Consider the following 14,902-nt stretch of genomic DNA (forward strand, 5'->3'; position numbering starts at 1 on the left):
CCGACTACGGGCTGGGCCGGTCACGGCGCTGGCGTAGCAAGGTTGGGCGGTGGGCCAACAACGTTGCCATGAGAAAGCTCCCGGAATGCAAAGACGTTGCCTGATGCGTGATGAGTACGTTGGTTTACTGATTTCGATGGCCACGCTGTTCGCGATTCTTAGCATTGCCGGCTGCAGTTCAAACGACTCTGAGCCGACTACAGCGGAGTCGCTCACGAGTTACGAGCGATCCACCTCCAGAAGCAGTCCGAACACGGACCGCGGGTACGCTGGTGTGAACCTTGCCTCACCATCGGTGGGAGAGTCCGAAGGATTCACCCTGTTGTCGCCCGCGGATACAGGCGTGTCCTTCATCAACGAGGTTGACGCGGGGCATCCGCTCAAGCGGCTGTACCATTCCGGGTTTGTCTGCGGTGGTGTTTCAATTGGCGACGTGGATGGCGATGGAACCCCCGACCTATTCCTAACCAGCGGGCCCGGTCAGAACCGCTTGTACCGACAATCGGGCCCTTTCAGGTTCGAGGACATCACCGAGGAGTCCAGGGTTTCGGGCGGCGATTCGTGGGGCGCCGGCGCAGCGATGGCCGACATCGACAACGACGGCGACCTCGACATCTATGTATGCAACTACGATTCACCCAACCAGCTATTTCTCAACAACGGTCGAGGCAGGTTCCGCGAGGCCGCGGATGAGTACGGCCTGGGCATTGTCGACGCGTCCATGACGCCGGCCTTCTGCGACTACGACCGCGACGGCGACCTCGACCTTTACGTCCTCACAAATCGGCTCTACCGGCAGGGCGGGAGGCCCAGCCGCCCGCCATACTCCGTCCGCGACGGCCACCCCTACGTGCTGCCGGAGTACCAGAAGTACTACGTGCTGAAGCACCACGGCGGGTCGAAGTACTCAATTGACAATACCGGCCGGCCGGACCGCTTGCTGCGGAATAACGGCGACGGGACGTTCACCGACGTTTCCGTCAAGACGGGCGTTACCGAAGCCGGTCACGGGTTGAGCATCACTTGGTGGGACTACAACCACGACGGCTGGCCAGATGCCTACGTCGGCAACGACTTCAACGATCCCGACCACCTCTACCGCAACAACGGCGACGGGACGTTCACGGATGTCGCCGTCTCGGCGATCCCGCACTCGAGCTGGTTCTCAATGGGCGCCGACTTTGCCGACCTGAACGACGACTGCCGCTTCGATCTGCTCGTCGCGGATATGTCCGCAACCTCCCACTACGGGCGCATGACTACCATGCTGGTGATGAATGCGGACAAGATTTCTCGCATCACCGCTCGTCCACCACAGGTAATGAAGAACGCGCTGTACATCAATAGTGGCGCCGAACGGTTCTACGAGGCGGCGGAACTGGCCGGGCTGGCGGACTCCGACTGGACCTGGGCGATTAAGCTGGCCGACTTCGACAACGACGGACGCAACGACGCCTATTTCAGCAACGGAACGGTCCGCGAGTTCACCCACGCCGACCATCCCATGGACGCGCAGCAGATGATCGGCCGGACGGAGTGGGACCACTACGAGGGTTCCCCCCCGAAGCCGCAGAAGAATCTGGCGTTTCGCAATCTCGGAGACCTGCGGTTTGAGAATGTCAGCCAGGCCTGGGGGCTCGACAAACTCGCCATGAGCTACGCGGCGGCCTATTCGGATCTGGATCGCGACGGCGATCTCGACCTCGTGGTTGCTAATCTGGACGAGCCTGTCAGCGTGTACCGCAACGACCTGTCAGAAGGCGCGCGTCTGCTCGTTGCGCTCCGCGGCGAGCGCAGCAACCGGCAAGGCATTGGAGCGACCGTATCAATCGAGACGGCTGCCGGTCGTCAGATACGGATGATCTCGCCGCAGACCGGGTTTCTTTCGGGCAACGAGGCTGTGGCCCACTTTGGGCTCGGTACAGAAAAACGCGTCGAACGATTGGTTGTCGACTGGCCCAGCGGCCATAGGCAAGAGGTTCGGGGTATCCAGGCCAACCAGTTGGTAACAATGCAGGAGCCTCCGGCGGAAGAAAGTGACGCAATCGACGAGGTATCCGAGGCCGGGAACCGGAGAACGACATGGTTCAGAGCGATTGGGGCCCCCGGCGGCATCGAGCATGAGGAAACCCCGTTCGACGACTTTGCCGCTCAGCCGCTGTTGCCACGAAGGCTCTCCCAGTTGGGGCCGTCGATCGCGGTAGCCGACTATGACAACGACGGGGACGACGACTTCTACTTCGGTGGCGCCGCCGGGCAAGCCGGGCAGCTCGCTGTTAACGACGGGCGGCGGCGGTTTCGGGTGGTCAGTATCACCGCTTTTGAAGCAGACGCCGCCTGCGAAGACATGGGGGCGGTGTGGTTTGACGTTGAGGGGGATGGCGACCTGGATCTGTATGTCTCTAGCGGCGGCATCGAGTCTCAAGCGGGCGGCGAAGCCTACGCGGACCGCCTCTACCTAAACGACGGCAGCGGCGGGCTGACACCGGCGCTGGCAAACGCTCACCCTGGGCTCCGCGACAGCGGCAGCGGCGTGGCGGCCGCCGATTTCGACCGGGACGGCGATGTCGACCTCGTCGTCGGGGCAAGGGTGATTCCCGGCGAGTACCCAAGAGCCGCGGCCACGAGACTGCTCGAGAACCGCAACGGCAGGCTCGTTGATGCGACGCAACACGTGGCGCCCGAACTTCTTTCCGCCGGGCTCGTCACCAGCGTCATCTGGTCGGACGCAGACGGCGATGGCTGGGTCGACCTGCTGTTAACGACAGAGTGGGGCCCGATCCGCCTGCTCAAGAACTCCCAAGGGAGGCTCGTCGAGTCGACCGACGCCGCCGGTTTGGCGCGTCTGACCGGGTGGTGGAACGGGATCGCCGCGCGAGACCTTGATGGCGACGAAGACATCGACTACGTCGTAACGAATTGGGGGCTGAACAGCCGGTACAAGGCCACCGAGCGGCGGCCGGCGGTGTTGTATTACGGCGACTTCGACGGCCTGGGAGATAAGCAGCTGCTCGAAGCCGAGTACGAGGGCGACACCCTGGTTCCCGTCCGCAACATGAGCAGCGCCTCGCGGGTTATGCCGCATCTCCGGATGATGTACGACTCGCATGATCAGTTCGCTACTTCTTCTCTGGAGGAGCTCTACACGGCGGATGCCCTGGCCGATGCGCAGAAACTCACCGCCACAACGCTCGCATCGGGCGTATTGATCAACGATGGGAGCGGTGCATTTGAGTTCCGCCCATTTCCGCGTATTGCCCAAGTGGCCCCATCTTTCGGCGTGGTGGTCTCTGAATTCAACGGCGACGGGACGGCGGATGTCTACCTCGTGCAGAACTTTGCGGGGGCAGCAGCGGAGTCGGGGCGAATGGATGGCGGCATGAGCACGATGCTCACTGGGCGCGGCGACGCCACCTTTGCGGCGGTTAGCCCGTCGGAGAGTGGCCTAGTGGCGCCCGGCGATGCAACCGCGGTCGTCCAATGTTTCTCCGGCAAGCAGTCCCAAGCTCCGCTGCTATTGGTGGGAGTCAACGACGGGCAACTGCAAGCGTTCGACTGGGCGGAGGAAAAAGGCCCGGCCGGCGAGACGAGCCGGCCATACTTCGTCCGCGTCAAGCTTGATGGGCCTGGCGGCAACCCCCTCGGGTACGGGGCGCGGGTGACGCTGCGGTCCGCCAGCGGTCCACCCCAGACGGCAGAGCTGTGCGCGGGCAGCGGCTACCTCTCTCAGAACTCCAGCGCCCTGGTCTTCGGTACCCCTCATTCCTCAGAGGATGCGGAACTCGAGGTGTGGTGGCCAGACGGCGCACGTTCGTCGCACGCGTTGAGCCCATCCCCCATACAAACGCTTCATTACCCAGAGCAGTAATCACGGCGACGGTCGGCATGCACGAGATGATTTTTCGGCGACGAGTAATGCATCGAGTGCCTGCGGAACCCGCTTATGGAGCCTGAAGGATTCACTTGAGCGATAGAGTAGAGATCCCTTTTGACCCAGATTCACGACGATGTCAGATGCGATCGGTGCCGGTTGAGACGCTCAGTGAGAGCCTGTTGGGTGTAGCGATTGGGCACGACTGTCCACTCGCCGAAACTGGGATCAGGCTTCCTGACAACGGATCGCAAGAGTGCGTTCCGCCGCCCGGATTTATTGCTTTCCGCTTGACTGTGGAGGGCAGATAGAATAGCGTGCAAAAACTCGGCCTATTCGCCGCTGGGTATCGCAGAGCCCAATCTCTTTTCTTATGCGGCAGGGGAGCGTTGTCTGCGGCGCTCGATGGGGAGCTTCTCTATGCGCGATTTCGTCGCACGCTCGCGTCGGTGTGGTGCTGGTTCTGCAAACGCTGTCAGGCGTCTCGCAGCGGCGCCGCGTGGTTTCACCTTGGTCGAGCTGCTGGTGGTAATTGCCATCATCGGCGTCTTGATCGCGTTGCTGCTTCCCGCCGTACAATCGGCGCGAGAAGCCGCCCGACGCACCCAGTGTGTGAACAACCTCAAGAACCTCGCACTCGCTGCGCACAACCACCACGATATCGCGGGGCACTTTCCCACGGGTGGGTGGGGCTGGTGGTGGGTCGGCGACCCCGACCGCGGTTTCGGCCGAGATCAGCCCGGCGGCTACGCATTCAACCTGATGCCGTTCACCGAAGAGAGCGCGCGTTATGAGTTCGCCTCGGACGGGCAACCCGAGGTGATAACCGAGCAACAGAAAGTACGGGTCCGGCAGATCGTGAGGGAGCCTCTGCCTCTGATTGCGTGCCCCTCTCGGCGGTTCGGACAGGTGTTCCCGAAGCCCGTTGACGGAACTTTCGTTGCATACAATGCCGGGAGTAACGCGGCGGATGAGAACGTCGCGGGACGCAGCGACTACGCGATCAACTGTGGAGATACGCAGCTCAATGAGGTTGGGAGCAACGGCTTCCCTGCCGAGGCGGACTTTCCCCCGATCAAACGCAACTTCTGTCTATCGGTCACCGGCGAGCGGCTGACCGGCAGAGGTTTCAACTGCCCCGCGAACTCGGTTGCAAACGCCAATGGCATCAGCTTCCAGCGGAGCGAGATTGCTATCCGCCATGTCAGCGACGGCACCTCGAGCACGTTCTTGATTGGTGAAAAATACATGAACCCCAACAACTACGAAACGGGCGCGGACCCGGGCGACAACGAGACTTGGTGTACCGGCTACAACAACGATAACTTCCGCTCAACCTGGCGCCTGCCGCAGCAGGACCGGCTAGGCTTTAACGACGCATTGATCTTCGGAAGCACGCACCCAGGCGTGATGAACATGTCGTACTGCGACGGCCATGTCGGTCAAATCGAGTACAGCATCGATCACGCCGTGTACCGCGTCATGGGTTCGCGCAACGACGGATTGCTGATTAGCGACATCGAGTAGCGTCGGTTACATGGGCGCCCCGCACCGGAGCCCCGTCGACTCAGGCGGCTGTCTGCATCTTCCTTGACTCGAAGGCCATATGAGAGTGAATCTGAATTCTCGGGCACAGCCCGGGGTCGGGCAGGTGGTAGCCGCTGGGGTGTTGTTGTTGTCGGTGGGGTGTGGAGGGGGAGTCGCCCCCCCCGCGCTCAACCCCGCCGACGCCGCGGCGCAGGCTATCACTGAGTACGACAGTGACGGCAGTGGCAGCCTCAACGAGGAGGAAGCGGCGAAGTGCCCCGCCATCGCCGAGTTGTTCGCCGAGTACGATGCAGATGGTAACGACGAAGTCTCGCCCGAGGAGATCCAAGGTCGCATTGAGCAGCTCAAGAACAGCGGCGTCGGACTGACGTCGTTCGCCTGCTACGTGACCAAAGGCGGACGCGCCCTTTCCAACGCGACGGTTCGCATGTCTCCTGAGCCATTCATGGGAGGCGCGTTGCAAGCCGCGAGCGGTGTAACGGACGCGTCGGGGCGCGCAGAGATGTCCATTCCCCCGGAAGCTCTCCCCAAAGACTGGGCGGGCATCCCTGCGGTGGCCCCCGGAATCTACCGAATCGAGGTCGAGCACCCCGAGGCAGCTGCTGGCGGCGCTGTATTCGGTGTGGAAGTAAACCCAATCCGGCGCGGCGGCGATCAGGCGTCTGTCGACCTGTAGCCGCGGAGTGCGACTGGTAAAGCACGCCACTAGTGGCTCTCGCACAATGAGGACGCGAGAGACCTGGACTTCCCAGCCAACCTACAGATGCAACGCCCGCTGGCGGTAGTGCTCGTCTGTGCGGTTGGCGATTCGGCTGACGTTCTTGTCGGTCAAGTGGGTCGGTCCGCCCAATGCCGTGTTGCCGACGAAGATTTGGCCTGCCTTCTCGGCCATTGGGGAGCACAAGAACTGGTTGGCCGCCACGCGGCGCGCGTGTCCGATGCACTTGATCCCCGGGAGCGACAGCAGAACCGCGTGGAACAGCGTCTCGACCGATGGCTTCTTCGTGGCGGAGTCGACTCGGCTGGCTAGTAGGCATATCTCAATCTCCTGATTGGAGAGGCCGTCCGCGTCCAGAATCGAAAGCATAGAAGAGAGCTGGCACGCCAACACGTCCTCTTCGCTGAGCGTCTGTAGACAGTTGCCGCTGTCCCTTACCAGGAGGCCCATTCGCTCACCGCCGCGAGTATGCTGCGCGTTGTCAGATCTTGCCGAGAGTGCGTGCTCAGCGGAACCGCCCCGCCTCAGTTCTGCATCTACGCGGAGGTGAATCTCAAGAAGGGGCCACCAGCAGCACTGCATGGCTCGGGCAGGCGCCTGCAAGAGCGCGTTGACTCGCCGGGGACGGCTTCGCCCTAGATCCCCATGTTTGCCGCTTGGGCTGGCATAACCCCGGCGCCCGGCGTCATTGCGCGGACTGCTAGCTCCTCAGCCGAACCAACATCACTCCGCAGGAAGGTGTCCGCCACGCGTCCATCGACCAGCACGACCACCCGGTCGGCGTGGGCGGCAATTATGGGGTCGTGGGTGACCATCGCGACGGCTCGTCCGGCCGTGGCGCCCAGTTCACGGAGCAGCCGGCAAACTGTTTCGGCGTTCTTGCGGTCGAGGTTGCCCGTGGGCTCATCCGCGAGCAGGACCTGTGGTTGGCAAACCAACGCGCGGGCAATGGCGACGCGCTGCTGCTCGCCGCCGGACATCTGCGAGGGCCGGCGGTTAGACGCGGCGGCCATGCCGACCAGCGCAAGCATCTCTTGGGCGGCCTGCCTGGCGCTCGCACGGTTGTCGCCGGCGAGCAAGCGCGGCATCGCCACGTTGTCGATCGCCGTGAGGGTTGGCAGCAGGTTGTACGCCTGGAACACAACGCTCACGTGCGAGCGGCGCATCGCAGTGAGTTCGCGGTCCGAGAGTCGAGCCAAGTCGCGGTCACCCAGCATGACGGAGCCACCGTCGGGTCTGAGCAGGCCCGCCAACAGGTGGAGCAGCGTCGTCTTGCCGGATCCGGAGGCGCCCATGATCGCCACCACCTCGTCGGCCATGAACTCGATGTCCACCCCCGCGACAGCGTGCACCAAGGAGTCGCCCTGCCCGAACGACTTCTGCAGCCCCGAAGCGCTGAGCACCGCTGTGGGCGTTGTTGGTCCGCTAGGTTTCACTGGTTAGCCCCGGCTAGAATTGGAGATCAAGGTGGCGGGCGCGACACGGCCAATCCGCCAAGCCGCCCACAGCCCGGCCGCGCTGCAGACGGCGAACGTGGTCACGACGCCCGGCCAGAGCCAGGCCCAGGGCGCGGTGAAATCGGGCTGGATGCCTGCGAAGTCGAGCCGGAACCCCACCACGCTGGCCACTTGAAGCATCAAGGCCGCTCCCACGCCGCCCAGGAGTGCGGAGATCGGGATCGCGGCCAGCCCGAGCAGCAACGCTTCGGCGAGCGCCAGGCGGGCGAGACCAGAGCGTGGCATGCCGCAGCTCCGCAGCACGCCGAGCTCCCGGGAGCGGGACTGGAGCGACGCCATCAACGCGCCGCAGATGCTGAACAAGCTAAGCATCAGGATGGCCAACGGTGCCTGCGCCATGCGCTGGACAGCGGCGCCGCCCCACTCCCCCCGCAGCGACGAGCGTGTGCGGTCGAGATCATCCACCTGGACTACTCGACTCTCCACGACCACATCGTCTTCGCCATTGGGCCGACTGCGCACCGGCTGCGATAGGTCGACCTCTGCGGCAAGCGACGCCTCGACCGACTGCCGAAGCTTTCTTGAGGCCTCGTAGGCCACTTCTTTCGGCAGATCGCTCCGGAAACCGGGGATGGCGCCGTCGGGCGCCGCAGGCGGGTTGCCCAGCAGAAAGTTGACGTGGCCCACGGGAAAATCACGCCGCGCGGCGTCGGTGTCGAGCACCAGCATCACCTTGTGCTTGATGCCGTGGTAGCGGACCTTGTTGAGTTTGGTCGCCATTCGCCAGCCCGTGAGCTCAACAATGCCCGCCACACGGTAGCTCCGCTCGCCACGGCCGTCGGTCGATGGCGCCGCCACGGCAAGCTGGTCACCCGGGTGCACGTGGTGGCTGGCGGCGTACCACGCGCTCACGAGGCACGCGTCGCCGCGTTCGAGGTCCGCGATAGCCTGTTCGCGGTCGCCCTCAACAAACCTGAAGGGCAGCGTGTTATCACTGGACGCCAATGAGCGACCGGGGTCGATCCCCATGACAAGCGTCGGTGTCGGCTCGCCGGTGCTGACGAGGTGCGTGTCGTAGAGGGTGAGCGCGTGGTAGCCGACGAATTCGGGTGAGGCTAGCAGCCTTTCCGATTCCTGCTGGTTAAGGCCGTACGGGTGCACCGACACCAGCCAGCGCGGCAGGCCCTGGTCGATGATAAAGGCGTCAAGCATCGAGGCGCCCCAGCAGATCGTCCAGATGAACCCGCCCAGCCCGACGCTGATGGCGATGATCGATCCCGCGCTCCGGGCGCCGTCGGATGCCACGTGGTCGGCAAGCACGAGTGGTTCGGTGCGTGTCAGCCAGGCTACAGGTCGCGCGAAGATTCGGCACGTGGCTCGCAGGACCAGTGGGGTCAGCAGCACGGCGGTGATCGCTAGGCACGGAACTCCCACCCAAGTGATCGCGTGCGTACGAGGCAGTGACTGGCTCGGCGTGGCGGCGAGTGCCAGAGCGGCCAACGCGGCGACCACAAGAGCGGCGACTGCGGCTTGGCGCGACATGCGTGCGGCGCGGGCTGAGTCCTCGCTCTCCGCGGTGTACTCTCCCGGGAGTCGCCGGGAGGCGAGGTAGGCCGGCCAGACGGCGCCGCAGAGCACTCCGAATAGCGTCACTCCGCCGGCCCATGCGATGCTCGCCGCCGCCGGGCTGGACGGTGTCTTGAGCACCGGCAGATATGCGGCCAACCCGTACATTGCAGCCCACACGAACAGCACCGCGCCCACCAAGCTGGCGAGCGCCAGCAGGACCGCCTCGGCGACGACGAGCAACGGCAGCACCACCCGCGCGGCGCCCAACGAGCGGAGCAGACTAAACTGCGCCGCCCGCTCACGCACCGCGTTGCCCTGCACGCTGTAGGCGATGCACATCACGCAAGCGGTGGCCAGCAGCACGGCCGACTGAACCGCGATGCGCGCGCCCTCGGCCATCGTGCCTTCGAGCGCCGCCCGCTCAAGGGTGTCGGCGTCCCAGAGCTCGATCATACCTGGGTAGTCGACCAGGCGTCCTCGCCACTCCCTGAGAAACGGCTGGAGGTCGTCGGCGTTGTTGAGCGTGATGCGTGCGTCGGAAGTCTGGAGCGTTCCGCCGGCCAGCTTTTCTGCCGCCTTGGGGCTGATCTGCCGCAAGGCGAGCCGGATCCCCGCGGGCGAGGCGACCGTGGCCATGTCGGCCGGGAGGATGCCCACCACCCTGCTGCGGTGGACGCCGGAGTCGCTCTCGAGCCGTCGCCAGGCGCCTACCGGTTGCCCCCAAATCACGGCTGGGACAACGATCTCTACCGGGTCCGGATCTTGGTTGGACGGCCACTGTCCGTCCACGAGCTCGCCTTGGGCGCCACCGTCGTGCCAGGCGATAAAACCCTCGCGACGCCCCGGGATCCAGCCCCCCGAACCGCCACTCGCATGGGCGTAGAACCGCTCGACATCCAGCTCCCCCTTCTCATTGCCTGGCATATCGACGGCGCGCACGATGCTGGCGGTGCGGACGCTCGAGACGCGCGGATCGGCGCGCACCGCAGCCAAGAGTTGTTCGTCGAGGACCGGGTGGATGGTGTCCGTGGCGGCGAGGTGCAGCTCGCCCGCGCCCAGCAGGCCCTGGGCAGCCGTCGGGGCACGCGTGCGGACAACCTGCTGGCCGACCATCGCCGCCAGCAGGATCGCGGTGGTGAAAGAGATCGCCAGGCACGCGGCGATGAACCGGCCGAGGTGCGACCGCACGTTACCGATGAGCAGGAGCCAAACGGCGGACAACGGCATCGCTTGCACTCTGATGAGCATCCTTTACCGAGAAAGGGTATCCGGCAGTCGAGGTCCTGGACTGGAAGTTGCCCGCTATCCGTTCGGGACCTCCCGAGGCTGTAACTACACGCTTCCGCCTCCCCGCAACGGTTGGGGGAGGCGGAAGCAGGGCGCCTTGGCACGCCAAGCCGTTCGGCTGGCGGATGTCTCACACACCGAGGTGTAAGACTACAACCGCCGCCGACGAACGCATGCCAGCGGCGACGCGGCCGGCAGCAGCAGGGTTGCGGTCAACGGCTCGGGCACCGACGCGGTGGCGACAATTGTGCCGCTGTAGACCGTGCTCGAACCGAAGTGCGACTCGGTGAACTCGAGGGGCAGCGTCAGGGTGAGCAGATCGCCAACCCGGGTGAGCGTGCCCTGCCCAGCGGTGTCGACGGTTGGCGTTACATTGATCCCGTCGCCCGACAGGTCCGAGTAAGGCCCGCTGAAGCTGGCGTTCCCGTACGTAAGCCAGACGATCCCGGACTGGAAGTCGGGCTGGATGCCCGCTTCGGAAAACGACCCATCGCCGGCGAGTGTCTTGGGCGAGCTGTCGGAAAGGCTTAGCCTCAGGTCGCGAATCGCCGAATTGGAGGCCGAGGGGGGGGCTACGCCGTTGATTGGCGGGCGGTTGCTGTAGTCGACAACCGTGCCGTAGTTGGCCGGAGCGCTTGAGTTAGCGTAGGCCAAGTCGTTCTCTGCCCTGTCGGATGCCGGATCGGTTGTTGGGTAGATCGGGGCCGGTCCCCAGATGCCGCTATTGCCGGCTACAAGCGTAGTCGTCGGCAGGATCTGGATGGTAGAGCTGGTGACATCGGCGACGATTCCACCGTAGTAGCTCGCTGTCCAGCTTCCGGGGGCTTGCTCCTGTTCGCTATCCGGAACGCCGAAGAGTGAGGTAGGGTCGATGCTCAGGGAGCTTTGACTGGCATCAACGGTAAAAAACAACGGGGCTGCAAACGCTGCGTCTCCGGCAATGGCAATCGCCAGCAACGCAGTACAGAAAGCGGTCTTGTTCATTAGGCAGTCTCTCTTGGGTGAAGGATCAAAGGGTGAGTGGTGTACGGCACTTCTTAAGAATCAAGGCTAATTGGCAACTCCTGTTCCGATTGCGCCGGCCGGAGCGATTAGATTCTCAGAATCGCCATTTGACCGAGCTTACGGCTAAGTCGTTCCGGTAGGTCAATGCAGGGCAAGGTGAGCCGTGTCGAGCGAACCGACCTACGTGTCGCGCCGCGCAGCACGAGATCGCCCAGCGGACCGGTACAAGGCGCCTCCACAAAGCGTCGCTAACAGCAGCGCGGCCGCAGCCGGCTCAGGTGCGGCTGTCTGTTCAAGGGCGCCGACGCCCGCAGAACGCCCATAGTTCTCGTGCCACGCGACATAGTCGGCTTCGTCGACCACCTGATCCTGATTGGCGTCGCCGGCGAGGTCCTCACCGACGCTGCCTGCATTGTCGCGCCACACGGTGTAGTCGGCGGCGTCGACTGCGCCATCCAGGTTAAAGTCGCCTACGAGCGGGACCGTCAGGGCACCGGAGACGTTCCACTCGACGCGCAGGTCGCCGTCGCCGCTAAAGGCCTGATAGGATTGACTGAAGGCGGTATCGTCAACGTCGAGGACGAAGTCGTTGTCGGTGACCATAAAAGATCCCGTGTAGGCAAGGATCCCGTCGCCGGACGCGTCGCCATCGATAGAGAACACAATCTCGCTAATGAGGTTGATGGTGGGCAGCCCAACATCACTGTAGGTGACAGCCCCAGAGAAGGCATTGAACGACGTGGCGTACGCCGAAGCTTGGGTAACCGCCTGGAAGTAGGTGAACTGCCCGGGAGCAACGTGGGGTTCAAAGTCGAACTCCAGGCCGGTGATCTCGCCGGTCGCGTCGTCGTACTCAATCACGCCGAGATCCCAGAAGTCCTGCTTGTTAGGGAACGCGATTCCGCCGCCGCCTTGCGGCACGTAGTTGGGGAGTTCCGAATAGGTGAAGGCGCCGTCCGGATTGTCGACCCGCGTGCTAGGTCGCGTCTGACCCAGCTCCCAGAACGCGCCTTGGCGGTGCTCGATGAAGCGACTGCCATTGTTGGCAACGCCATCAAGGTTGAGCGTCGCACCGCTGCACGAGCCTGCTAGACAAGCAATCAAGATGGAGTACGGAAGTTGTCTGAAGTGCATTCGCTTGAAGTTTCTCGCTGCTGAAAAGCTGCAGTTCGTTGGGATTAGGAACTCGACCTGCCACATGGCTCTAGACAATACCAACAGTCACCTCGGTCGATGCTGTCGAACGCCGATCTCGTCACCGGCGCCGCCCAGGCTGTGGCCGCTCCCCAGATGGTCTCGCCATGTGGTGTAGTCGGCCGCATCGACCGAGCCGTCCTGGTTGAAGTCGCCAACGATGCCAATGGCGCCGCTAACGTCCCACTCCAGCTGGATGTCGCCATCGCCGAACCCAGTTGCGAACGCGTGGCTGAATCCGGTGTCGTGGACGGCTAATGAAAACTTACTGTCCACCACATCGAGGGAACCGGTATAGGTGAGCGTGCCGTCGCCGACGGCTGACCCATCGATGGAGAACACCACCTGGCTCGAGGGATTGACCACGGGCATCCCCGATTCAGCGAAACTGACCGACCCGGAGAACGAATCGAACGAGGTGGTGTAGGCCGGCGCGCCGGAGACTCCCTGGTAGAACGTGAACCTTCCTGGGGCGACATGCTTGGCAAAGTCGGCCTGCAGGTCCGTGATCTGGCCAGTGGCGTCGTCGTACCCGATGGTTCCTAGATCTAGGAAGTTGCTCTTGTTAGGGAAGGCCGTGCCGCCGCCGCCCAGGGGCAGGTAGTCTGGCAACTCGGAATAGAGGAAGGCGCCGTCTGGCTCTTCGACCCGTGTGCTCGCCCGCGTTCTACCGAGTTCGAACAGCCCGTCGAAACTGTGCGAGACGAAACGGCTGCCAGCGTCGGCCACCACGTGCCACCTGATGGCTGCTCCCCACACCGACGACGTCGCGAAGAACAGCATAACGGTAGCAGTCAATCGATGATGCGGCATTCGTCGGCTAGACAGTGGAGGCGATCGCGAACTCGGACAGGCCTACATCTGATCTCAGGGCATTACACAGCAGGCCGGGGTTGACTGCCTTCGAACCAGCGTGGAGCAAACATGGCACGTCGTGTGCCGTTCTCATCGTTTCAGGATCAAAGTCGGTCGTCAACGAGAACCTGCACTGTGGTTGCATATCAGAACCGCCGACATGTGGCGTCAGGCGCGAGGGCGGAGCGCTCCTGCGGGGATAGCGTCGCGCCGTGCGACACGGGCGTCGATTTCCGCGACACCGCGGGACGCGTGACGCCGTCGTCCGCTAGTTCGTGAACCTGCCTGGAGCGGTATCATGAATCTGCAAGCGGGCTGCGATTGGATGCACCGTAGGTCTGCACGCCAATCGTCGACGGCCTAGTGCGTCCTGCCGGCGCATCAACCACCGTATTCACCGAGAATCTCAACTGGAATGGCATCCGAGTCTTCCAAGCGTCCCACCCCCGGAACCCTCTGGGGCCAGCGTTGTCTGTCGCACGACGCTCGTGAGGTAGGCAGGCAGGCATGGCCCCGCGGATTCACCTTGGTCGAGGTGCTGGTCGTGGTGGCGATCATCGGCGTGCTCGTCGCCCTTTTGCTCCCCGCCGTGCAGGCGGCGCGCGAGTCGGCTCGCAAGGCGACCTGCGTCAACAACATGAAGCAGATGGGCCTGGCGGCCAACCTCTACGCGGACTCTTACCGCGTCTTCCCTGTCAGTTGGCCCGAGGGCGATGGGACGATCACTTGGGCCCGCGAACTCCTGCCCTACCTCGACCACCAGCCGCTGTACGACGCGTGGGATGGCGACCTCGGGTTCTTTGAGGGCCCTAACGGCGACCTGGCGGCCACTATCGTCCCCGCGTACAAGTGCCCGACCGCTCCCAGTAAACCCGTATACACCTACGAGAAGGTGGGCCCCCAACCAACGGCGATGGCGAGCATCGACTACAAGAGCTGCCAGGGCGCCAACGGCTTCGACCCGCTTGTCGCCCACTGGGGCAGAAGGGAGTGGGTCGACGGCGTCGTCAGCCGACACCCCACCCGGCCCGCCGAGATCGCCGATGGATTGTCGCAGACCGTCCTGCTCGTCGAGTCCGTCGGCGGGGTCGAGCTCTACGGCCCCGATCGTTTGCCGGGAAGCCCCGACCGGATCTGGTACCCGGAAGACGGGTCTTGGGTTGGCCGCGCTCTGAGCAGCGTCTCGCCGTCCGCCTACGCGCTCTTCCGTCGTGTGAACCGTTGCACGGTCAACTGCTCCAACATGTACGACTACGGCCCGTACTCTTTCCACGTCGGCGGCGCCTATAGCGTTCTTGGCGACGGCAGCGCCCACTTCCTCTCCGAAGGGATCGACCCGGCGGTCCTGATGGGGCTCTACTCGTACGACGATGGCGATGACATCCCAGGGATCTAGCA

At 63.8% G+C, this 14,902-nt stretch carries 10 protein-coding genes; 4 read left to right on the forward strand and 6 right to left on the reverse strand.

From position 1 onward, the window contains the following. The first annotated feature begins 136 nt into the window (after positions 1-136). The 3 genes from KOR34_RS07430 (at position 137) to KOR34_RS07440 (ending at position 6,095) form a co-directional block, all read left to right on the forward strand. On the forward strand, positions 137-3,868 hold the full coding sequence (locus KOR34_RS07430) for an FG-GAP-like repeat-containing protein (protein ID WP_228714650.1): 3,732 nt from the start codon (positions 137-139) through the stop codon (positions 3,866-3,868). 423 nt (positions 3,869-4,291) lie between these two features. Further along, entirely contained in the window at positions 4,292-5,398 is a 1,107-nt protein-coding gene (locus tag KOR34_RS07435; RefSeq protein ID WP_146563616.1) for a DUF1559 family PulG-like putative transporter, read from the forward strand. Between the two features lie 85 nt (positions 5,399-5,483). Continuing rightward, positions 5,484-6,095, forward strand: a complete 612-nt coding sequence (locus tag KOR34_RS07440) for a hypothetical protein (protein ID WP_146563618.1) — start codon at positions 5,484-5,486, stop codon at positions 6,093-6,095. Positions 6,096-6,176: 81 nt separating this feature from the next. Here KOR34_RS07440 and KOR34_RS07445 read toward each other — a convergent pair whose 3' ends face one another. From KOR34_RS07445 to KOR34_RS07470, 6 genes are all read right to left on the reverse strand, one after another. After that, entirely contained in the window at positions 6,177-6,587 is a 411-nt protein-coding gene (locus KOR34_RS07445; RefSeq protein WP_146563620.1) for a hypothetical protein, read from the reverse strand. Positions 6,588-6,772: 185 nt separating this feature from the next. Continuing rightward, positions 6,773-7,540: an ABC transporter ATP-binding protein gene (locus KOR34_RS07450; protein ID WP_197531231.1), complete on the reverse strand. Its 768-nt coding sequence runs from the start codon at positions 7,538-7,540 to the stop codon at positions 6,773-6,775. 36 nt (positions 7,541-7,576) lie between these two features. Beyond that, positions 7,577-10,390 carry an ABC transporter permease gene (locus tag KOR34_RS07455; protein WP_146563623.1) on the reverse strand — a complete coding sequence of 938 codons (2,814 nt, stop codon included), beginning with the start codon at positions 10,388-10,390 and terminating at the stop codon, positions 7,577-7,579. A 210-nt stretch (positions 10,391-10,600) separates the two neighbouring features. Further along, positions 10,601-11,104 carry a hypothetical protein gene (locus tag KOR34_RS07460; RefSeq protein ID WP_146563625.1) on the reverse strand — a complete coding sequence of 168 codons (504 nt, stop codon included), beginning with the start codon at positions 11,102-11,104 and terminating at the stop codon, positions 10,601-10,603. Positions 11,105-11,635: 531 nt separating this feature from the next. Beyond that, complete coding sequence (locus KOR34_RS07465; protein WP_146563627.1) at positions 11,636-12,655, reverse strand: hypothetical protein; 1,020 nt, start codon at positions 12,653-12,655, stop codon at positions 11,636-11,638. A 21-nt stretch (positions 12,656-12,676) separates the two neighbouring features. After that, the gene (locus KOR34_RS07470) at positions 12,677-13,432 is read right to left on the reverse strand and encodes a hypothetical protein (RefSeq protein ID WP_197531232.1); all 756 of its coding nucleotides are present in this window, start codon (positions 13,430-13,432) and stop codon (positions 12,677-12,679) included. A 487-nt stretch (positions 13,433-13,919) separates the two neighbouring features. On the opposite strand from KOR34_RS07470, the gene KOR34_RS07475 reads away from it, so the two are divergent. After that, positions 13,920-14,900 carry a DUF1559 family PulG-like putative transporter gene (locus KOR34_RS07475; protein ID WP_146563631.1) on the forward strand — a complete coding sequence of 327 codons (981 nt, stop codon included), beginning with the start codon at positions 13,920-13,922 and terminating at the stop codon, positions 14,898-14,900. Positions 14,901-14,902: the final 2 nt, after the last annotated feature.

It is taken from the genome of Posidoniimonas corsicana, assembly GCF_007859765.1.
Lineage (GTDB): Bacteria > Planctomycetota > Planctomycetia > Pirellulales > Lacipirellulaceae > Posidoniimonas > Posidoniimonas corsicana.